Genomic DNA, 16,523 nt, shown 5'->3' with positions numbered 1-16,523 from the left:
CGGCAGGGCGCAACGCACAATCGGCGCCGTGACGGCATCATTCCTATCCTTTCCCACCTTCGACATCGAGCGAGACGGCGTGCGCATCCATGGGCGCATCGGCGGACAGGGGGCTCCCCTGTTGCTGCTGCACGGCCATCCGCAGACGCATGCGATCTGGCATCGCGTGGCGCCCGCCCTGGCCGAGAAGTTCACGGTTGTTGCGCTCGACCTGCGCGGCTACGGCGATTCGGGCCGACCGGCACCCGATGCCGGACACGTTGTCTACAGCAAGCGCGAGATGGCGCTCGACGCGCTCGCCGCCATGCGGCACCACGGCTTCGAGCGCTTCGGCGTGCTGGCGCATGACCGGGGCGCGCGCGTCGCGCACAGGCTCGCGGCGGATCATCCCGGGGCCGTCGAGCGCATGCTGCTGCTCGACATCGCTCCCACGCTCGCGATGTACGAGCAGACTTCCGAAGCCTTCGCGAAAGCCTACTGGCACTGGTTCTTTCTCATCCAGCCGCCGCCGCTGCCCGAGGCGCTGATCGCGTCCGACCCCGTGCGCTACGTGCGCAGCGTGATGGGCGGTCGGCACGCGGGCCTCGCGCCCTTCGCACCCGAGGTGCTGGCCGAATACGAGCGCTGCGCCGCCATCGCGGGCACGGCCGAATCCATCTGCGAAGACTACCGCGCCTCCGCCACCATCGACCTCGATCACGACCGAGCCGACATCGCCGCGGGCCGGCGGCTTGCGCTGCCGCTGCGCGTGCTGTGGGGTGAGCATGGCGCCGTCGGCAAGGCCTTCGACGTACTGGCGCTGTGGCGCGAGCGTGCCGCCGAGGTGTCGGGACGCGCGCTGCCGTGCGGCCACTATGTTCCCGAAGAGGCTCCGGACGAGCTGCTCGCCGAAGCCCAGGCCTTCTTTTCACCTTTGCAACAAGTACACGCAGGAGCCAATCCATGAGCACCCAGAGAATCGCAGTCATCGCCGGCGACGGCATCGGCAAGGAAACCATGCCAGAAGGGCTGCGCGTGCTGGATGCCGCGGCGCGCAAGTTCGGAATCGACCTGAAGTTCGACCACTTCGACTTCTCGAGCTGGGACTACTACGAGAAGCACGGCCAGATGCTGCCCGACAACTGGAAGGACCAGATCGGCGGGCACGACGCCATCTTCTTCGGCGCGGTGGGCTGGCCCGAGAAGATCCCCGACCACGTGTCGCTGTGGGGCTCGCTGCTGATGTTCCGCCGCGAGTTCGACCAGTACATCAACCTGCGTCCCGCGCGCCTGATGCCCGGCATCATCGCGCCGGTGGTGCGCCGCGACGGCACGCCGCGCGAGCCCGGCGAGATCGACATGTACATCGTGCGCGAGAACACCGAGGGCGAATACTCCAGCATCGGCGGGCGCATGTACCAGGGCACGCCGCGCGAGATCGTGGTGCAGGAAACCGTGATGTCGCGCGTGGGCGTCGACCGGGTGCTGAAGTTCGCGTTCGAGCTCGCGCAGTCGCGTCCGAAGAAGCACCTCACGAGCGCCACCAAGTCGAATGGCATCTCCATCACCATGCCGTACTGGGACGAGCGCGTGGCCGAGATGGGCAAGAGCTACCCGGACATCAGGCTCGACAAGTTCCACATCGACATCCTCACCGCCCACTTCGTGCAGCGGCCCGACTTCTTCGACGTGGTGGTGGCGAGCAACCTGTTCGGCGACATCCTCTCCGACCTGGGGCCGGCCTGCACGGGCACCATCGGCATCGCGCCCAGCGCCAATCTCAACCCCGAGCGCACCATGCCGTCGCTCTTCGAGCCGGTGCACGGCTCGGCGCCCGACATCGCCGGCAAGGGCATCGCCAACCCGATCGGGCAGATCTGGTGCGGCGCGATGATGCTGGAGTTCCTGGGCCACAAGCAGGCGCACGACGCCATCCTGTCGACCATCGAGAAGGTGCTCGCGCCCCAAAGCGGAGCACCGCGCACGCCCGACATCGGCGGCAAGGCCAGCACCGCCGACCTGGGCAAGGCCATCGCCGATGCGCTTTGAGCCGCGACGAAAAAGGACTTCACGAAACGCCCCTAAAATCGCGCGCTCCGCTGCTCGGCATGGCCTCGTGTCTTATTGACACCCTGCAGACCAGTGGTTGTAATCCTCGCTGGCAGCGCGCTGCCGGGGCGTCAGGCCTGCCGGGTTCTTGTGTCGCACCGTTTGCGGCCAGGTCGCAGCTGACGAAAGCCGACCAACATTTTTTTCTACAAGGGGCCCTTGTGAACAAGACCGAACTGATTGAGCACATCGCAAAGAACGCCGACATTTCCAAAGCCGCAGCGACCCGCGCGCTCGAATCCACCATCGGCGCCATTCGTACCACGCTCAAGAAGGGCGGCTCCGTTTCGCTCGTCGGTTTCGGCACTTTCGCAGTAGGCAAACGCGCGGCCCGCACCGGCCGAAATCCCCGCACGGGCGACGCGATTAAAATCAAGGCAGCCAAGATTCCGAAGTTCCGTCCCGGCAAGGCGCTGAAAGACGCGCTGAACTGAGGCGTTAGACTCGGAGAGTATTTCCGGTGGGGTGCTTAGCTCAGTTGGTAGAGCGGCGCCCTTACAAGGCGTAGGTCGGGGGTTCGAGCCCCTCAGCACCCACCACCACCCGATGCAAAGGCGAACCGCAAGTTCGCCTTTTTTATTGCCGTCCGACTGCTGTCGAAAAAGAGTGTTCAAGCATGTTTGATACCTTCCGCAAGTACAACAAAGTCGTGATGATTTTCTTGTTCTTGCTGATCATTCCCTCGTTCGTGTTCTTCGGTGTCGAGCGCTATCAGGGCTTCGGCCGCGACGAGAAGGTCGCACGCGTCGAAGGGCATGACATCACGAAGCCCGAGTGGGATCAGCAGCACCGCGTCGAGACGGATCGCATCCGCCAGCAGTCGCCCAACGTCGACCCGACGCTCCTCGAGTCCGACGCATTGCGCTATGCCACGCTGGAGCGCATGGTGCGCGACCGCGTGCTGGCCGCAGCGGCTGCCAAGGCCAACATGACAGTGTCCGAAGACCGCCTGTCGCGCATCTTCGCGCAGGACCAGGGCCTGGCCAGCTTCCGCACGCCCGACGGCAAGTTCGACCGCGAGACCTTCCAGCGCGTGACCGGCCGCACGCCGGAGCAGTACGAAGCCTCCGTCCGCGCCGAGATGGCGACGCAGCAGGTGCTGCTGGGCATCTCGAGCACGGCCTTCACGCCGCCCGCTCTGGCCGCCACCACCATCAACGCCTTCTACGACACGCGCGAGATCCAGGTCGCCCGCTTCACTCCCGACAGCTTTGCCTCGAAGGTGACGGTGAGCGATGCCGACATCGAGGCCTACTACAAGGACCACACCGCGCAGTTCCAGGCGCCCGAGCAGGCCAGCATCGAATACCTGGTGCTCGACCTCGATGCGGCGAAGAAGAACGTCGTCGTGAACGAGGCAGACCTCAAGACCTACTACGAGCAGAACGCCTCGCGCTTCGGCACCAAGGAAGAGCGTCGCGCGAGCCACATACTGATCACCGCGCCGGCCAGCGCGCCTGCCGCCGAGCGCGAGAAGGCCAAGGCCAAGGCCGAGCAGCTGCTGGCCGAAGTGAAGAAGGCCCCCAATACCTTCGCCGACGTTGCTCGCAAGAATTCGCAGGATCCGGGTTCGGCGGAGAAGGGCGGCGACCTCGACTTCGTGACCAAGGGCGCGATGGTCAAGCCTTTCGAGGATGCGATGTTCGCGCTCAAGAAGGGCGAGATCAGCAACGTCGTCGAGACCGAATTCGGCTATCACATCATCCACCTGACCGACATCAAGCCGGCGGTGGTGCCTCCGTTCGAGCAGGTGCGCGCGACCATCGAGAACGACATGCGCTCGCAGCAGGCGACGCAGGAATTCGCGAAGGCTGCCGAGACCTTCACCGATGCGGTCTACCAGACGCCCGACAGCCTCAAGCCCGCGGCCGAGAAGCTCAAGCTCACGATCAAGACAGCCGACAACGTCGCGCGTACCGCGGCGCCGGGCGCCACCGGCCCGCTGGCGAACCGCAACTTTCTGAATGCGCTGTTCGCTGCCGACTCCCTCGAACGCAAGCAGAACACCGAGGCGATCGAAGTCGGCCCCAGCCAGCTCGCGTCGGGCCGCGTGACGAAGTACTCGCCGGCACATCCGGTGCCGCTGGCCGACGTGAAGGACAAGATCCGCGCCCAACTGGTTGCGGAGCGTGCCGCAGTGCTGGCCAAGACCGAAGGCGAGGCCAAGCTCGCTGCCTGGACCGCGAAGGCCGATGGCGCGACCTTCGGTGCGCCCGTGACGGTGTCGCGTCGCGACCTGCAATCGCAGCCGCTGCCGGTCATCGACGCCGCGCTGCGTGCCGACCCCGCCAAGCTGCCCGTGCTCGTCGGCGTGGACCTGGGCGCCCAGGGCTACACGGTGGTGCGCGTGACCAAGGTCGTGCCGCGCACGCCGCCTCCGGCCGAACTCGCCAAGCAGGAGCAGTCGCAGGTCGGCCAGTCCATCGCGGCTGCCGAGGATGCCGCTTACTACGCCCTCCTGAAGGACCGCTTCAAGGCAGAGATCCTGGTGCCGAAGCCTGCGGAGACGCTGCCTCCCGCTGCGCGCTGAGACGCACGCACCGTACGTCGCCAGACGCAAGGCCCGAGCCGATGGCTCGGGCTTTTTTCATGGGGCACAGGCAGGTCGCACGAGGGACAACTTGCGCGTTGGCTTCTTGCCAGAATTCCGCCCATGGGAACCCTCTACCTCGTGCGCCACGGGCAGGCCAGCTTCGGTGCCGCCGACTATGACAACCTGAGCGAACTCGGACACCGCCAGTCCGTTCGCCTCGGCGAGTACTGGCGCGAGCGCGGCATGAAGTTCGATGCCGTCATCACCGGCACGCTGAAGCGCCATCGGCAGACCTGGGAAGGCATCGCCAAGGGGCTCGGTCTCGAACGCGACGACGTGCTGCCGTGGCCCGGGCTCAACGAGTACGACAGCGAGGCGGTCATTGCCACCATCCACCAGGGCAAGCTGGAGAAGCCCGATTCACCCGAGATGTACAGGCACCACTTCCGCTTGCTGCGCGAAGGACTGGGCGCCTGGATGCAGGGAAAGACGGCGCCGGCGGGAATGCCGAGCTACGTCGACTTTCTGGCCGGAGTGACGACGGCGCTGGACCATGTGCGAGACAGGCATCACGGCGCGAAGGTACTGGTGGTGTCCAGCGGAGGGCCCATCAGCACGGCGGTGGGGCATGTGCTCGGCACGAGCGCCGAGACGACGATCGAGCTCAACCTGCGCATCCGCAACACATCGGTGACCGAGTTCGCCTTCACGCCCAAGCGGCACATGCTCGTGACGTACAACACGCTGCCGCACCTGGACGGTCCGGCCTACGAGGACTGGATCACCTACTCCTGAAGAAAGACGGCGGCATCCGGCGTCAGGCCTGCCAGACGCCGTAGCCGGCCTTGCGCAGCGCGATGCCGAGGTCGACCTCCATCAGGCGCGCGTCCTCGTAGGTCATGGGGTTGTAGCGTTCGTAGAGTGCGGGCAGCAGCCGCAGGCCGAACTCCTGCACGAAGCTGTTGGCCTGGATGCCGGCCTTGTGCTTGTCGAAACGAATGTCGGGGTCCAGGCCGGTCATGCCGACATAGACGAAAGGCTTGCCGAGCTGGTAGTCGGGGTTGGCGCGCCTGAAGCGGCCGTTGTTCCATACGCGGTCGTCCAGCTCGACCACATAGACATGATGCTTGGCGCGTGCCTTGCGGGGCATCACAGCAGCGGCCATGTGCGCGCAGCGGCACGCGGCACGGCCTTTTCTCTATTCTTCTATTTCGATCAGCTCTTGCGCTTGATCAGGCCGTAGACGAAGAACAGCACGATCGCGCCCAGCACCGAGGCGATGAAGCCCGCGCCCTGTCCGGCGGTGTACCAGCCCAGCGACTGGCCGACGTACGTGACGATCAGCGAGCCTGCGATGCCGATGAGGGTGGTGACGATGAAGCCTGCCGAGTCGTCGCCCGGCTTGACCGCCCGTGCCACAAGACCTACGACGAACCCGATCAGGATGGTCCAGACGATGCTCATGAAGAATTCCTTTGGTGTGGTGAAGGGGGAGTTGGCCGGAAGCCACGCCCCGTCTGTGCAGGGCGCATTCATGATAGCGGAGCGATGCGCGTGTCAGCGAAGGCTGCGAACATCGAGCGGGCGCGCGGGAATTTGTGCCTGACTTCGTGGCGTGTGCATTGCCTGGTGTCCTACAAATACGTCGCCAGTGACGCTGGGCGGCCAGGTGTTGGCAGGGCGAAATGTGGCTTTCGAGCTGTTTGATCGATGCGGCCAACCAAAACAGCGATTTTTGACGCTACAATCGTAGGCTCTGCGGTGGCTGTAGCTCAGCTGGTAGAGTCCCAGATTGTGATTCTGGTCGTCGTGGGTTCGAGTCCCATCAGCCACCCCATCTAATTCGCCATATCCTGCTATCAACACGATAGCAAGAGGGCCCTAAAATTCCCAAAATGGGAATTCAAAGGGACTTCCGGCGCACCTCCCGGCTCCGCTCATATACCCCAGCCGTGGTCTTCGGATCAGCGTGCAATTCGGGCAGTTCGCCAAACTTCAATTTGAAATACGTTGTGTAGTGGCCGCGCAGGTCATGAAACGTGAAGCGCTCCGCAATTACCCTTGCGTCGAGCGCTTTTTGCATTAGGCGCTGCCACATGGCCTTAAAGCCCGGCTCCGAATAGGCATTGTTGGTGCGCGGCGCGCGGAACACCGCGCCCATTGGCGAATAACCTTCCATCGCCTTCATCCGGTCGAGCACCTCTTGCAAGGCGGCGCTCACCCCAATTAGTTCGCGCTTCGATTTCTTCCCTCGCTGCTTCGCGCGCTGCAGCCGAATAATTTCCTCGTCGACCTGCGGCCAGTGAAGCTTTAAAAACTCTGCTCGCCGATTTCCAGTAAGCGCGGCGAATTGCGCCATGCTCACCAGGACAACGTTGCTGGGCCCTTGCTGTAGCGCCCATGCAACGAAGGCATCCAACTCTTTTGCCTCCACCAGACGGTCGCGCGATTCCTCGGGATTTCGGCGCACGTCCTTGCAGGGATTGCGGTCGATCTCACCGAGCTCGACTGCGAGGTTGAACAGGTTCGACAACAAGGCCACCTCACGGTTTGCGACCACAGGGGCGTTGGCGCGCTCGACGCGCAGGTAGCGGGCAATGTCTTTCGGCTTCGTGGAAGCAACCACCCCCTTGGCGAAGACTTTTTCCAGCTCCTTCCAGTTGTCGCGGTATTGATCCTTCGTGCTGTCGGCCAGACGTTTGAAGTCGGGCCGCTCCTGGTAAAGGCGCCATAGGCGTGCGAACTGGCCCTGGTCTGTCGCCTTGTTGCTCATGTCCAACACTTTTTGAATCGCGGCGCCCTTGTCTCGGCCGAGATTGATCGGCTTGCCCTCGATCGGATGGAAGCGATATGTGAAGCCTCCGTCTTTGCGAGGACGAGCTTCCATTCGGGGCAGCAACCCCATTTGCGACTGCCGATCACGCTGCCTCATGCCCTCTTACTCCAGTTCAGTCCGTTTGATGCTTCTTCCCGGCCGTCGCCGGGCTGGTTGGTGGCCTTGGCCAGGGCCGCGCGCGCGGCGTCGCGGCTGACGATGGCCATGCCGTCGATGGGGTGCCGGTGATGTGGAATCCCGAGGTGCTCAAGCACGCGCGCCTGGGCGGCGTACCGACTGCGCCTTGTGAGGCGCTTCAGCTCATCAGCGGTGAGCTCGAGTGGTTCATTGGCTGCGGAGGGCATACTTGTTGTGGCCTACGAAGGAGAAGAAATGTCAGGATCGAACGTCAAGACCTGGACCGCTGGCGAGCTGATGCAGCACGTGGAGTGCGAGATCGCTGAAGCGGAACAAGCTATCGCGACGCTGGGCGCTACCGCGTCAAAAGACGCTCTTGTGGCAGCGGTTCGGGCTATTCGCCGGCGGAAAGCTGAAGCTCTCTTCGACCGGGAGGAAGCGGCTCGCATCGCGGAGGCCCCTGAGGAGCTAGACGACGAAGCGGGGGAGAGCCCTCGTCCGTGAGCAAGGCAACGCGCACGGCGCGCCAGCTCCAGCAGATCCTGATCGAACGCATTGAAGCGCTTCCCGGCATGGCCGGCCAGGTCACTGACGTGCACCTGGCCGGCGTGCGGTGGATGGACGGGGGAGAGGGCGGCGCCAACTGGACGGTGCCGATTCTGCGAAACCGTGACCTTCACACCCCTGCTGTCGCGCGGGTGATCCGCCAGGCCCAGATGGAATTCGACCTCGAAGAGGACTGATCTCTTCACGTGTCGCTCTTGGCTGGGGCGCTGGAGGGCGAGGAGGCGAGGGCACGACGCACATGTTCAAGCGCTTCGGTGTAGCCAGTGGCGTAGTCCGCGGGCACAATCCCAATCACGGACTTCTGAAAGACCCGCGCTACTCGCTCAATGGCCGCCTGCCGACCGTTGCAAGCGCGGCCAGTTCCATCGCAAGCGCCGCACGCAATATCGATGGTCCGGCCGTAGTCGTCTACATCGCCATCGACGCCGCTGCCATTGCAGTCGGGACACTTGGCTCTTTGCTCGTTCGCCTCAACAGCGGCTGGGGCGCAGGGAACGGAGGGGGCGGTGTAGAGCGGCTTCCATTCGCTGGACTTCTCGGCGCGCAGCAATTTGCCTTCGGCCGAGTTTGTGTGATGCGGACCCTCGTAGAGACCGCCGCGGCACGGCCGGTACCAGAAAAGCGGCTGCTGCTCGGCGTTTCGGGCCGCGACGATCTCGTTGACGTGCCGGCCCCACGCCGCCGCCCAGTCGGGGTCGGCGAACAGGCCGGCGATGGCATCGCGGATCAGAAAGCGCTCGTGCTCGGTAGGGTCGTAGCGAACGTCGAAGCCCGCCGCGTTCTCGCCGTGCAGCTCGTAGCCGTCGACGTGGGCGTCGATGATCTTCTCGAGCTGCGGCCACTCCGGCTTTGGCGAGGCCGCGCAAGGCCCCTCGTGGCCCTCCGCGAGGGTGCAGTGCCAGCCGGCCGGCGGCTTGGTACAGGTGGTGTTAGCCATGAGAATTCTCCGAGGGAACAGGTGAGTGATTCGCAGCAGAGGCGAGATGTCGCGCGTAGACCCCAGCGGCCTTCAACGTGACGGCCAGATCCAACGCGATGTCCGCGTTGCGGCGCTGATAGCGAGCCATCGGAGCCTTGTGGCGCTCCCAGGTCTGCTGGGCTTTGATACGCCAAGACTTGCTGAGCCGCATCAGCATTCGCTGGAGCGCAGCCGCGGCCTCTGGATGGCTGGAGCGCAGTTCGAGCCACTCTTTCATCAGGTTGGGCTCTGCGAGCAGCGGGTTGCGCACCTCGATGCGGTTGCTGCGCTCATTCATACAGGTACCTCACCGGAGGGCGTAGTGCAGCGGCCCGGACAGCCTCCGCCGGAGTAGTCGAAGCCGGTGCAGCCAGCACCGGCGTGCTTGCAGGGGTTGCTGCACTCGCTGGAGCAGGGAATGACTTTGTGGCCCTTGGCCTTCTCGGTCATCAGGAACGTCAGGGCTTCGGCCGGCGTCAGCGGTGTGCCGTCGTCGTTCTGGAAGATGTCGTAGCCGCGCGGGTAGCGGTTGTTCCGCATGAAGCCTTCGACGTTCATGCAGAGGCTGAAGGTGCGGGGGCCGTTCTGGCTCATTTGTCTCGCTCGGTGCAGATGCCCGCGCCGCGAGGGCGCGGGCAGGGGATCAGCTCGGAGAGCCGACCAGGATGGGCAGGCCGGTTTCGGTGGCGATCGTGGTGCGCAGCTCCTTCACGGCGGCCTCGATGACCTTGTGCGGGCGCACCAGCTCGTACCAGATGGTCAGCTTGCCGCCGTCGGCGATGCGGTAGCGCAGCTGCGCTTCCACCCGCCACAGGTCACCGTTCTCGAACACTGGGATCGCGAGTACGAACACCTCGGGCACCTTGAGCTGGCCCTTCTGCGCGCTGCCCTGTACGTCTTCCTCGTAGGTGAACTGGGTAGAGCCGTCCGACAGGCGCAGGCTCGATGCGAAGTTGACCTTCTTCTTCGCTTCGAGGGTGCGTGCGACTTCCAGTACCGTCGCCCCGACCGGTTCGGCGATGTCGGGCAGATTGGTTTCGATGAACTGCGCGAAGTCCGCCTGGCTTTGCTGGCGGCCGGACGCGGCGACCCAGGTTTTCCACTCGGGCGAGAGCGGCGCGTTGTACTTCGCCGTGTGATCGCGCCAGCCTGGCTGCGCCGCCACGTCGTTGAAGACGGCGGTGAACGTCGGCGGGCTGATGGTGGAGTACAGGCGCGTGGCCTCGCCCTTCTGGTCGTTGACCACCGCAATGAAGCTGGCCGCATCGTTCAGCGTGGTGCCGCCGCGCTTGCGCAGCGGTGCGGGCAGGATGTCTTCCTTGCCTTCGTAGCGGTAGCCCTCGGGCAGGAGCACGTAGGGGAAGGAGTTGTTCAGGTTGCCCAGCTCGGCCGCCTTCATGGCGCTCAGACCGGCGCCCGCGTCCAGCGCGGACTGGATGTTGTTGAGTTGAATGTCGTCGCTCATGGGTTCTCTCGTTGAGGAGGTTGAAAAAGGAATGGGGTTGGGGAGAGAGGCGAGGTCAGGTCACCGCGCGCACTTGGCGCGATTCCTCAGCCACCGTGCGTACGCCGTCGAGCGTTTGCTGGCGCGGGTTCTCGCGTTGCAGGTTGTTGTCGGGCGTGGCGAACATCAGCGTCTTGCCGCGGACGGGCTTCGGCTTCTTCACCTTGAGTTCGTTGGCGAGCTCGACCTGGCCGGCGCCGACCGGCTTGATCTTGATGGCGAGCACGATCTCGCCGACCTTGCCGGTTTCGGTGCAGGCGTGTACCAGCTCGTTGAGCTCGTACGTGGCCTCTTCGGCCAAGGCGCCGTAGTCGAGCGCTTCCAGGAGCTCCTGGAAGCTCTGCCGCTTGGCCTGCGGCGTTGGGGACTTCAATACTTCGGGCATGTTCACCTTTCTGGTGGTTGAGGGAAATGAAAGAGGGCGCCGCTCGCGCGGGTCGGTCGGAAAGGGAGGAGGGATGGAGGAGGGGAGTCCAACCGACGGGTCGCCCGAAACTGGTCAGGCCGCCAGGCGCTGGGCGTGCTCGGCCTTGGCTTCGGCCGCGCGGTGGATGAGCGCGTCGCAGATGTCAGCGAACTGGTGCTCGTGGTACAGCGTGGCGCCGCGCTCGCGGGCGGCGGGCTCAATGCCCAGGCCGCGCAGCTGCTCTGCGGTCAGCGTGAAGCCCAGGCGCGCGGCGATGTCGCCGATGCGCAGGGTGGGAGCGCCCGCCGCTGTCGATTCGTTGGCTGCGAGGGCGCCGGCCTCGAACTGGCGAACAGGCGCGGGTGCGGGAGCGGGGTCAGTCGCGCGTGTAACGCGGCTGGTGGAGTAGCTGACGGTGTTGGGGGCGGGGCGCGCGGGGGCGGACTCTGGTTCGGCCACCTGTTCCTGTGGTGCGACAGCGGCGGCCGGCGCGGGCGCCTGCTTGCTCTGCAGCTCGGCCAGCTGTGCCCGCAGGCGTTCGTTTTCGAGCCGTTGTGCTTCCGCCGCAGCGCGCTCGCGGGTTTCGGCGATCATCTTCTCGAGGGCCCGGATGGTCGCGTCCTTCTGCGCCGCGGCGCGCACGGCGAACTCCTCGAAGACATCCGCGCCCACGTTGATGTTGCGCACGTACTCCAGGCCGGCTTCGATGCGTTCGATAGGCAGGCCTGCGGCCTTCGTCACGTAGCTTTCGATCACGGCGATGGCGTCGGTGTGCTTCTGCTTGCGCTCCGCTTCGATGCGGTCGCGCTCGGCCTTCTCGTCGGCGAGCTTCTTCTCGTGGACCTTGATTTGCTCGTCCACGAACGTTTCGACGGGCTCCACGATGGCGATCAGGCGGGCGGCCTCGCCGTCGATGACCTTCTTGCAGTCGTTGAGCTGGTCTTTCGTCTTGTCGCGCAGGCGCTGGATGGCGAAGCGGCCGGACTCGCGGAGTTCGAGGCGCGCGTCCTTGGCGGCTTTGAAGCCCTTCGGCGTGCTCATGTCGAAGACGACATTGCGGTGCCGCGTGGCGAGGGCCTCCATATCGCTCTCCAGCGGAGAGAACACGGCGAGCGCCGCCTGGGCGATGCTGGTGGGTTGGGTGCTGACTTCAGCAGCGGAGGTGGTTGCGAGATCGGACATGGGGCCTCTCAGAACGGGTTTTCGACAACTGCATGGCCGCCGCGCGCGGGCGTGGCGGGCTCGGGGAACAGGGGGGCGGTGGGGGCCGGCGCGGCGGTGGCGCGCCGAGGCGCGGGTGGAGCGTTCTTGGGCGCGCCGGACATCTTGGTCGGCGCGCGCAGGATCTCCAGGTAGCTGTCGACCAGTCGGCTGAAGTCGATCAGGTCCGCTTCGAGAGCCTCGATGGCGTCCTCGTTGCGGTAGATGCGCTTCACGAACAGGTCTTTGCCGACGGGTTCCAGCCACGGGCAGTAAACGACCAGATCGCACCACTTCCGGCCGGTGATCCACAGGCCGCCGTTGATCTGGTCGATGTATTCAAGGTGCGCCGTCTCCGGGCTTGCCCAGACCTGGCCCAGCTTGTCGCAGGCCATCGGGCACTTGATTTCGACCATGCCGTCGTCGTCGATCAAGCCGTCCGAGGAGTACCCGAAGCGCTCGTCATCGGTCAGGATCAGGCTGACCTCTTCCACCAGCGCGCCAGTGCGCGTCTCGTAGGCCACGCGGGCCCGGGGTTCGAGGTCGCGGCCGCGGCGCATCGCGTACGTGACGAAGGTGTCGTCGAGCGGCTCGCGACTGATCGTCTCGAACGCGACGAGCCATGCGTACTTGATTGCGGCCGCGCCGGGCTCCGTCGTCGGCTCGCCGTTGAGGGCCTTCGTGATGGCTCCGGCGGACGGCTTCAACTTGTAGCCCGCCTTCGCGCGTGCGTCCGGCTCCTCCATGCCCAGCTGCAGGGCCTCGACGTAGATGCGCTGCTGGTCAGTGAGCCCGCCAACTTTCTCTCTCGCGTCGGAGAAGCGCGATGCTGTGGGCACACCGCATCGCGCGCGCAGCCAGTCTTCGCTCCCTTGGGGGTAGGTCAGCAGTATCACGGGCGGCCTCCCGCCTTGAGCTTGCGGCGGTGGGCGAGCACTGCATCCTTGAACTCGGTGTAGAGGTCGCGACGCTTCGTCTCTGCCAGCGCCTTCGATCCCTCCGCCCACAATGCAGCGGCATCGCCGTCGGTCTTGATCCCGCGGAGGCGATGAAACAGCGAGTCGGCGAGCCGGTCGGCATCGGTGGCTTGCCTGATGTCGCCCGAATCGGCGCCAGCGCCGTTTCCGTCATCGTCGTTCTCGCCGATGGACACGTTGAAGATCAGCTTCAGCAGGTAGCGCTGGGAGTACGTCATCGCCGAGCCCTGGGCGTGGGTCTTCGTCATGACATCGCCGCCCTTTGCGCCCTTGCCATCGGCCGGCATGTCGCACTTGTAGGTGCGCACGTGGCCGGCGGCATGCGACACGTAACACAGCACGCGGATGTGGTTCTCCTTTGGGCAGTCGTCGGTGTCGAAACTGAGCGCGAAGCCGTTCTTCGTGTAGATGGGGCGCAGCGCGCGATCAAGCTGCGCGTAACTGGCGTAGGTGCTGCGGGTCTGCGGGTTGACTGCGTCGGCCGAGATCGGGGCCATCGCGGCTTGCGCCTTCGTCATCGCCGCGTTGAACTTCTGTTCGTTGGCCCGGGCGTGCATGCGCTCGTGCATGCCAAGCAGCCGCTCCATCTTGTCGATGTCGACGTTCGGGTCGTTGGCGGCGGCCGTGATGGCGTGCAGCACGGTGGAGATCTCGTTGCGCGCCGGCAGCACCAGCGTGGCCTTGGGAGTGAGAACCTCGGGCTCGGTGGGGGCGAGTGCGGCGCTCACTTCGCGATCCCCCACAGAGCGAACCAAGAGTCACGCGGCTCGGCGCCGTACAGGGTGAGCAGCACGGCCGCGAGGAGCAGCAGGATGAGGGCGCTGACCACGAGGTAGTCGCGCGCGGTAGACGGGAACCAGAGGCTCGCGTTGCCCATGTAGTCGTCGTTGGCAGCAGTCGGCATGCCGACGGAGGTGTCGCCAGCGCTGGCGCGCGGCGGATGCACGAGGCGGACGCTCACGATGCGATCCTTTCGTAGATGAGGAGGGCGATGACGAAGAGGCCGGCGAGCGCGGACACGGCGGTTGCCACCGCCTCACCGATGCGTTGGCGGCGCGGGAGTGCGACGTAGAGCCGCGTGGTGCTCGAGCGCTGGCCGGGGCCGAAGGCGTCTTCGAGCGAGCGAGGCATGCGGCCGGGGCGGTGGTCGTCCGCGTTGACCGAGCCCACCAGCGTGGGCTGGTCAGCGGGTGCGGGCACCAGGGGGAAGGAGTAGCCGAGGCGCTTCATCGCGCGGCTCCCAGTGCAGCAGCAGAGCGGGCCTCGCGGCGCCGGGCGTGCAGATCCCGCGCATCGCTGTTGAAGCGCGCGGCGAGCGTGATCGCCAGGACGAGCGCCTGGAGCGTGGCGGGTTGGTGTCCGGTGCTCATGCTGGGCTCCGGGTTCTCAGCGGGTGATCGACCACATAGCAGTGCTCGCCGGTGTGCCCAGCCTCGTAGGCGCAACGAAGCGGATCGAACTCGCCACACTTCGCCGCGGTGCAGCGAAGCGGCGTGTGTTGTGCAGCCTCCTGGGCCTTGGCGAGGGCGGCTTTGGCGCTCTTGCTCGTGAGCGGCACCCTGCGGAAGCCCATGCGGGTATGGGTTGCAGCCGTCGTGACCTCGGTCACACCGGTGGGCCCACCCCAGACGGTGAACTGCTTCCCGTCGACAGTCACTACCGATTTTTGCTGCGCGGTCATGCTGCGCACCAACCGAACGAGGCCATGGCGCGCACGCGGCGTGCATCGGCGTAGCGCTGGCGCAGCGCGGCGATCTGCTGCTGGATTTCCAGCAGTTGTGCGTGCAGCGCGGCCTTCATGCCAACCCCCAGGCGCGGGGGGTATCGATGCGCATGGCGGCCTCGGTTTCGAGGCGGATCAGCGCGCCGGTCTGCTTGGCCTGCGCATACGCGCGGTCGAAAGCCTGGAGCTCTTCATCCGTGAACTCGGGGCGGGGGGCCGGCTTCGCCGCCGGTTTGGCTTGGGCAGTTCGCCCGGGGTTGTTCTGCATTTGCGCTCCTCGCGGGCCGTTCCTTGGCCGCGGGACGCATTGAATCATGATTCAGTTTGGCAAGTCAACTATGATTCACTTCAGTTGAACAAAAAACCCGCTCGCGGCGGGTTTTGTTGAATCGGAGGTCAGGTTAGAACTGTTCGCTTTTCCAGACCGTGAGGATCTTGCCAATGATGTGTAGGTGCGGGTTCTTGGGTGAGATGTCGTACGGGGGGAAGTCCTCGTTCTTGGAGATCACCCGGATGATGAAGCCGGGCCCATTGAACTCCGGCACCCGCTGGAGGATTTTGATGTAGCCCTCGTCTCCCACGCGGAAGAAGTACACGCCCTCGTGGTCAACGCGATTCACGCCGAGGTCCATCAGCAAGGGGTCACCTGGATTGAACATACCCTTCATCGACGGCCCAAAGCCGGTGACGATGCACAAGTTCTGAATGCTGGTGTAGGAGCGCACGTTGAGCTGCAACCACTCACGGTCAACGCGCCAGCTCTTGATGATGCCCGGTGGCTCAGCCTCAAGCGATAGCTTCCCGCGCGTATCCATGCCACCGCTCACGTCGTATTGAACGATGGTGAGGTCGCCCGTTGCGCTGTCCACGCCGGGAGGCGCGGCGGTCTTCGCGGATGCCTCCGCCTCCGACTCGTCGAGGTTCATCGAACCCTTCCCGGTCGCGAGCCATCGCGATGAGACTTTGAGGAAGCGCGCGGCTTCCTCGTTGTTCTGGGCGTTGAAGGTCTTTGACTTGCCCTCAAGCAGGCGCTTCACGGCTTGGTAGCTGATGTCGAGCGCCTTTGCCAGTTGCGCGATTTCGACGCCTCGCGCGGTCATCGCGCTCTGTAGTCGTTCTGGGTATTCAACCATGATTCAAAAATAATGCCAGCTACCCGCTGAATCATGGTTGCATTGTTGGTGTGAATTATGATTCAATGCCGGCATGAAAAAGACCGAAGCGATTGAACTGCTAGGTGGGTCCATCACCGCCACCGCGGCAGCAATTGGTGTTTCCTACCAGGCGGTGAACCAGTGGCCGGAAGACTTGCCCGCGCGGATCGAGGACCGCGTGCTCGCGGCGCTCGCCCGCCAGCGCGGATTGGTTGCCAGCATCCGCGCGGCCAAGCGTAAGCAGAAGGAGGCCGCGTGATGCACATCAAGCCTCTCGCTTCACTGAGCCATGCCGAGGTCGCCGACCTGGCTGCGCACGCCGCCGAGCGCGGTGAAGAGCTCCCCCTGGCCAACCCATTCCCGGCTGACGGCTCCGACTGCTGGCGGCACCGCGTCTTCCGCGATGTCTTCACGGCGCGCGTCGCTGACCTCCAGCCGGTTGGCTGACCACTTCACCCCA

Annotated in this window: 28 protein-coding genes and 2 tRNA genes; 11 read left to right on the top strand and 19 right to left on the bottom strand. The window is 65.0% G+C overall.

The features are described 5' to 3' along the window. The first annotated feature begins 28 nt into the window (after positions 1–28). From FHT32_RS23855 to FHT32_RS23830, 6 genes are all read left to right on the top strand, one after another. On the top strand, positions 29–946 hold the full coding sequence (locus tag FHT32_RS23855; protein WP_176667079.1) for an alpha/beta fold hydrolase: 918 nt from the start codon (positions 29–31) through the stop codon (positions 944–946). Next, positions 943–2,028, top strand: coding sequence for a tartrate dehydrogenase (locus FHT32_RS23850; protein WP_176667078.1), 1,086 nt, complete (start codon positions 943–945; stop codon positions 2,026–2,028). The genes FHT32_RS23855 and FHT32_RS23850 overlap by 4 nt, the downstream gene beginning before the upstream one ends. A 221-nt stretch (positions 2,029–2,249) precedes the next feature. Then, positions 2,250–2,522 (top strand): HU family DNA-binding protein, encoded by a 273-nt coding sequence (locus tag FHT32_RS23845; RefSeq protein ID WP_007830705.1) that lies wholly within the window; start codon positions 2,250–2,252, stop codon positions 2,520–2,522. A gap of 29 nt (positions 2,523–2,551) precedes the next feature. Beyond that, positions 2,552–2,627 (top strand) — tRNA-Val (locus FHT32_RS23840). Positions 2,628–2,704: 77 nt separating this feature from the next. Continuing rightward, positions 2,705–4,618, top strand: a complete 1,914-nt coding sequence (locus FHT32_RS23835; protein WP_176667077.1) for a SurA N-terminal domain-containing protein — start codon at positions 2,705–2,707, stop codon at positions 4,616–4,618. Between the two features lie 123 nt (positions 4,619–4,741). Beyond that, complete coding sequence (locus tag FHT32_RS23830; protein WP_176667076.1) at positions 4,742–5,416, top strand: histidine phosphatase family protein; 675 nt, start codon at positions 4,742–4,744, stop codon at positions 5,414–5,416. A 22-nt stretch (positions 5,417–5,438) separates the two neighbouring features. On the opposite strand, the gene FHT32_RS23825 is transcribed toward FHT32_RS23830, so the two are convergent. Together FHT32_RS23825 and FHT32_RS23820 are read right to left on the bottom strand one after the other, a co-directional pair. Further along, positions 5,439–5,771: a hypothetical protein gene (locus tag FHT32_RS23825; RefSeq protein WP_093203403.1), complete on the bottom strand. Its 333-nt coding sequence runs from the start codon at positions 5,769–5,771 to the stop codon at positions 5,439–5,441. 65 nt (positions 5,772–5,836) lie between these two features. Next, positions 5,837–6,085, bottom strand: coding sequence for a GlsB/YeaQ/YmgE family stress response membrane protein (locus FHT32_RS23820; RefSeq protein ID WP_176667075.1), 249 nt, complete (start codon positions 6,083–6,085; stop codon positions 5,837–5,839). 297 nt (positions 6,086–6,382) lie between these two features. Between FHT32_RS23820 and FHT32_RS23815 the strand changes: the two genes are divergently transcribed. Next, positions 6,383–6,458, top strand: a tRNA-His gene (locus FHT32_RS23815). A gap of 66 nt (positions 6,459–6,524) precedes the next feature. On the opposite strand, the gene FHT32_RS23810 is transcribed toward FHT32_RS23815, so the two are convergent. Both FHT32_RS23810 and FHT32_RS23805 read right to left on the bottom strand, forming a co-directional pair. Next, on the bottom strand, positions 6,525–7,553 hold the full coding sequence (locus FHT32_RS23810; protein ID WP_176667074.1) for a site-specific integrase: 1,029 nt from the start codon (positions 7,551–7,553) through the stop codon (positions 6,525–6,527). Beyond that, positions 7,550–7,801 carry a DUF4224 domain-containing protein gene (locus tag FHT32_RS23805; protein WP_176667073.1) on the bottom strand — a complete coding sequence of 84 codons (252 nt, stop codon included), beginning with the start codon at positions 7,799–7,801 and terminating at the stop codon, positions 7,550–7,552. Before FHT32_RS23805 ends, FHT32_RS23810 begins: the two co-directional genes overlap by 4 nt. 28 nt (positions 7,802–7,829) lie before the next feature. Here FHT32_RS23805 and FHT32_RS23800 point away from each other — a divergent pair, with 28 nt between their 5' ends. Both FHT32_RS23800 and FHT32_RS23795 read left to right on the top strand, forming a co-directional pair. Further along, positions 7,830–8,078 carry a hypothetical protein gene (locus tag FHT32_RS23800; RefSeq protein WP_176667072.1) on the top strand — a complete coding sequence of 83 codons (249 nt, stop codon included), beginning with the start codon at positions 7,830–7,832 and terminating at the stop codon, positions 8,076–8,078. Then, the gene (locus FHT32_RS23795) at positions 8,075–8,317 is read left to right on the top strand and encodes a hypothetical protein (RefSeq protein WP_176667071.1); all 243 of its coding nucleotides are present in this window, start codon (positions 8,075–8,077) and stop codon (positions 8,315–8,317) included. Before FHT32_RS23800 ends, FHT32_RS23795 begins: the two co-directional genes overlap by 4 nt. A gap of 5 nt (positions 8,318–8,322) precedes the next feature. Here the strand turns inward: FHT32_RS23795 and FHT32_RS23790 are convergent, their stop codons facing one another. The 15 genes from FHT32_RS23790 to FHT32_RS23725 all read right to left on the bottom strand — a co-directional run bounded on the left by FHT32_RS23790 (position 8,323) and on the right by FHT32_RS23725 (position 16,009). Then, positions 8,323–9,078: a hypothetical protein gene (locus FHT32_RS23790; RefSeq protein ID WP_176667070.1), complete on the bottom strand. Its 756-nt coding sequence runs from the start codon at positions 9,076–9,078 to the stop codon at positions 8,323–8,325. Next, on the bottom strand, positions 9,071–9,397 hold the full coding sequence (locus tag FHT32_RS23785) for a hypothetical protein (RefSeq protein ID WP_176667069.1): 327 nt from the start codon (positions 9,395–9,397) through the stop codon (positions 9,071–9,073). Before FHT32_RS23785 ends, FHT32_RS23790 begins: the two co-directional genes overlap by 8 nt. Then, positions 9,394–9,693, bottom strand: a complete 300-nt coding sequence (locus tag FHT32_RS23780) for a hypothetical protein (RefSeq protein ID WP_176667068.1) — start codon at positions 9,691–9,693, stop codon at positions 9,394–9,396. The genes FHT32_RS23785 and FHT32_RS23780 overlap by 4 nt, the downstream gene beginning before the upstream one ends. 49 nt (positions 9,694–9,742) lie before the next feature. Further along, positions 9,743–10,564, bottom strand: a complete 822-nt coding sequence (locus tag FHT32_RS23775) for a DUF2303 family protein (protein ID WP_256099137.1) — start codon at positions 10,562–10,564, stop codon at positions 9,743–9,745. A 55-nt stretch (positions 10,565–10,619) separates the two neighbouring features. Next, a complete protein-coding gene (locus FHT32_RS23770; protein WP_176667067.1) occupies positions 10,620–10,988 on the bottom strand; it encodes a hypothetical protein in 369 nt (122 codons plus the stop codon). A gap of 114 nt (positions 10,989–11,102) precedes the next feature. Then, complete coding sequence (locus FHT32_RS23765; RefSeq protein ID WP_176667066.1) at positions 11,103–12,191, bottom strand: hypothetical protein; 1,089 nt, start codon at positions 12,189–12,191, stop codon at positions 11,103–11,105. An 8-nt stretch (positions 12,192–12,199) separates the two neighbouring features. Beyond that, positions 12,200–13,105: a lambda exonuclease family protein gene (locus tag FHT32_RS23760; RefSeq protein WP_176667065.1), complete on the bottom strand. Its 906-nt coding sequence runs from the start codon at positions 13,103–13,105 to the stop codon at positions 12,200–12,202. Beyond that, positions 13,102–13,914 carry an ERF family protein gene (locus FHT32_RS23755; RefSeq protein ID WP_371132244.1) on the bottom strand — a complete coding sequence of 271 codons (813 nt, stop codon included), beginning with the start codon at positions 13,912–13,914 and terminating at the stop codon, positions 13,102–13,104. Before FHT32_RS23755 ends, FHT32_RS23760 begins: the two co-directional genes overlap by 4 nt. Beyond that, positions 13,911–14,147, bottom strand: coding sequence for a hypothetical protein (locus FHT32_RS23750; protein ID WP_176667064.1), 237 nt, complete (start codon positions 14,145–14,147; stop codon positions 13,911–13,913). The genes FHT32_RS23755 and FHT32_RS23750 overlap by 4 nt, the downstream gene beginning before the upstream one ends. Continuing rightward, complete coding sequence (locus tag FHT32_RS23745; RefSeq protein WP_176667063.1) at positions 14,144–14,416, bottom strand: hypothetical protein; 273 nt, start codon at positions 14,414–14,416, stop codon at positions 14,144–14,146. The genes FHT32_RS23750 and FHT32_RS23745 overlap by 4 nt, the downstream gene beginning before the upstream one ends. After that, entirely contained in the window at positions 14,413–14,556 is a 144-nt protein-coding gene (locus FHT32_RS23740; protein WP_176667062.1) for a hypothetical protein, read from the bottom strand. Before FHT32_RS23740 ends, FHT32_RS23745 begins: the two co-directional genes overlap by 4 nt. After that, positions 14,553–14,867: a hypothetical protein gene (locus FHT32_RS23735; protein WP_176667061.1), complete on the bottom strand. Its 315-nt coding sequence runs from the start codon at positions 14,865–14,867 to the stop codon at positions 14,553–14,555. Before FHT32_RS23735 ends, FHT32_RS23740 begins: the two co-directional genes overlap by 4 nt. Continuing rightward, on the bottom strand, positions 14,864–14,986 hold the full coding sequence (locus FHT32_RS35115; RefSeq protein ID WP_256099136.1) for a hypothetical protein: 123 nt from the start codon (positions 14,984–14,986) through the stop codon (positions 14,864–14,866). Before FHT32_RS35115 ends, FHT32_RS23735 begins: the two co-directional genes overlap by 4 nt. Beyond that, a complete protein-coding gene (locus FHT32_RS23730) occupies positions 14,983–15,177 on the bottom strand; it encodes a hypothetical protein (RefSeq protein ID WP_176667060.1) in 195 nt (64 codons plus the stop codon). The genes FHT32_RS35115 and FHT32_RS23730 overlap by 4 nt, the downstream gene beginning before the upstream one ends. A 133-nt stretch (positions 15,178–15,310) precedes the next feature. Then, positions 15,311–16,009: a helix-turn-helix transcriptional regulator gene (locus FHT32_RS23725; RefSeq protein ID WP_176667059.1), complete on the bottom strand. Its 699-nt coding sequence runs from the start codon at positions 16,007–16,009 to the stop codon at positions 15,311–15,313. Positions 16,010–16,115: 106 nt separating this feature from the next. On the opposite strand from FHT32_RS23725, the gene FHT32_RS23720 reads away from it, so the two are divergent. Further along, entirely contained in the window at positions 16,116–16,322 is a 207-nt protein-coding gene (locus FHT32_RS23720; protein WP_176667058.1) for a hypothetical protein, read from the top strand. Beyond that, the gene (locus FHT32_RS23715) at positions 16,322–16,510 is read left to right on the top strand and encodes a hypothetical protein (protein ID WP_176667057.1); all 189 of its coding nucleotides are present in this window, start codon (positions 16,322–16,324) and stop codon (positions 16,508–16,510) included. The genes FHT32_RS23720 and FHT32_RS23715 overlap by 1 nt, the downstream gene beginning before the upstream one ends. Positions 16,511–16,523 lie beyond the last annotated feature (13 nt).

The sequence above is a fragment of the Variovorax sp. SG517 genome, from assembly GCF_013376045.1.
Classification (GTDB): Bacteria; Pseudomonadota; Gammaproteobacteria; order Burkholderiales; family Burkholderiaceae_C; genus Variovorax.
The sequence above is the reverse complement of the archived record's forward strand: the minus strand, read 5'-3'. Positions and strand labels throughout refer to the sequence as shown.

Excerpts from the sequence above, each read along its gene's own strand:
- FHT32_RS23850 (WP_176667078.1), top strand. The coding sequence starts at position 943 with ATGAGCACCCAGAGAATCGCAGTCATCGCCGGCGACGGCATCGGCAAG.
- FHT32_RS23835 (WP_176667077.1), top strand. The coding sequence starts at position 2,705 with ATGTTTGATACCTTCCGCAAGTACAACAAAGTCGTGATGATTTTCTTG.
- FHT32_RS23830 (WP_176667076.1), top strand. The coding sequence starts at position 4,742 with ATGGGAACCCTCTACCTCGTGCGCCACGGGCAGGCCAGCTTCGGTGCC.
- FHT32_RS23825 (WP_093203403.1), bottom strand. The coding sequence starts at position 5,771 with ATGCCCCGCAAGGCACGCGCCAAGCATCATGTCTATGTGGTCGAGCTG.
- FHT32_RS23820 (WP_176667075.1), bottom strand. The coding sequence starts at position 6,085 with ATGAGCATCGTCTGGACCATCCTGATCGGGTTCGTCGTAGGTCTTGTG.
- FHT32_RS23810 (WP_176667074.1), bottom strand. The coding sequence starts at position 7,553 with ATGAGGCAGCGTGATCGGCAGTCGCAAATGGGGTTGCTGCCCCGAATG.
- FHT32_RS23805 (WP_176667073.1), bottom strand. The coding sequence starts at position 7,801 with ATGCCCTCCGCAGCCAATGAACCACTCGAGCTCACCGCTGATGAGCTG.
- FHT32_RS23800 (WP_176667072.1), top strand. The coding sequence starts at position 7,830 with ATGTCAGGATCGAACGTCAAGACCTGGACCGCTGGCGAGCTGATGCAG.
- FHT32_RS23790 (WP_176667070.1), bottom strand. The coding sequence starts at position 9,078 with ATGGCTAACACCACCTGTACCAAGCCGCCGGCCGGCTGGCACTGCACC.
- FHT32_RS23785 (WP_176667069.1), bottom strand. The coding sequence starts at position 9,397 with ATGAATGAGCGCAGCAACCGCATCGAGGTGCGCAACCCGCTGCTCGCA.
- FHT32_RS23780 (WP_176667068.1), bottom strand. The coding sequence starts at position 9,693 with ATGAGCCAGAACGGCCCCCGCACCTTCAGCCTCTGCATGAACGTCGAA.
- FHT32_RS23775 (WP_256099137.1), bottom strand. The coding sequence starts at position 10,564 with ATGAGCGACGACATTCAACTCAACAACATCCAGTCCGCGCTGGACGCG.
- FHT32_RS23770 (WP_176667067.1), bottom strand. The coding sequence starts at position 10,988 with ATGCCCGAAGTATTGAAGTCCCCAACGCCGCAGGCCAAGCGGCAGAGC.
- FHT32_RS23765 (WP_176667066.1), bottom strand. The coding sequence starts at position 12,191 with ATGTCCGATCTCGCAACCACCTCCGCTGCTGAAGTCAGCACCCAACCC.
- FHT32_RS23745 (WP_176667063.1), bottom strand. The coding sequence starts at position 14,416 with ATGAAGCGCCTCGGCTACTCCTTCCCCCTGGTGCCCGCACCCGCTGAC.
- FHT32_RS23740 (WP_176667062.1), bottom strand. The coding sequence starts at position 14,556 with ATGAGCACCGGACACCAACCCGCCACGCTCCAGGCGCTCGTCCTGGCG.
- FHT32_RS23735 (WP_176667061.1), bottom strand. The coding sequence starts at position 14,867 with ATGACCGCGCAGCAAAAATCGGTAGTGACTGTCGACGGGAAGCAGTTC.
- FHT32_RS35115 (WP_256099136.1), bottom strand. The coding sequence starts at position 14,986 with ATGAAGGCCGCGCTGCACGCACAACTGCTGGAAATCCAGCAGCAGATC.
- FHT32_RS23730 (WP_176667060.1), bottom strand. The coding sequence starts at position 15,177 with ATGCAGAACAACCCCGGGCGAACTGCCCAAGCCAAACCGGCGGCGAAG.
- FHT32_RS23725 (WP_176667059.1), bottom strand. The coding sequence starts at position 16,009 with ATGACCGCGCGAGGCGTCGAAATCGCGCAACTGGCAAAGGCGCTCGAC.
- FHT32_RS23720 (WP_176667058.1), top strand. The coding sequence starts at position 16,116 with ATGAAAAAGACCGAAGCGATTGAACTGCTAGGTGGGTCCATCACCGCC.
- FHT32_RS23715 (WP_176667057.1), top strand. The coding sequence starts at position 16,322 with ATGCACATCAAGCCTCTCGCTTCACTGAGCCATGCCGAGGTCGCCGAC.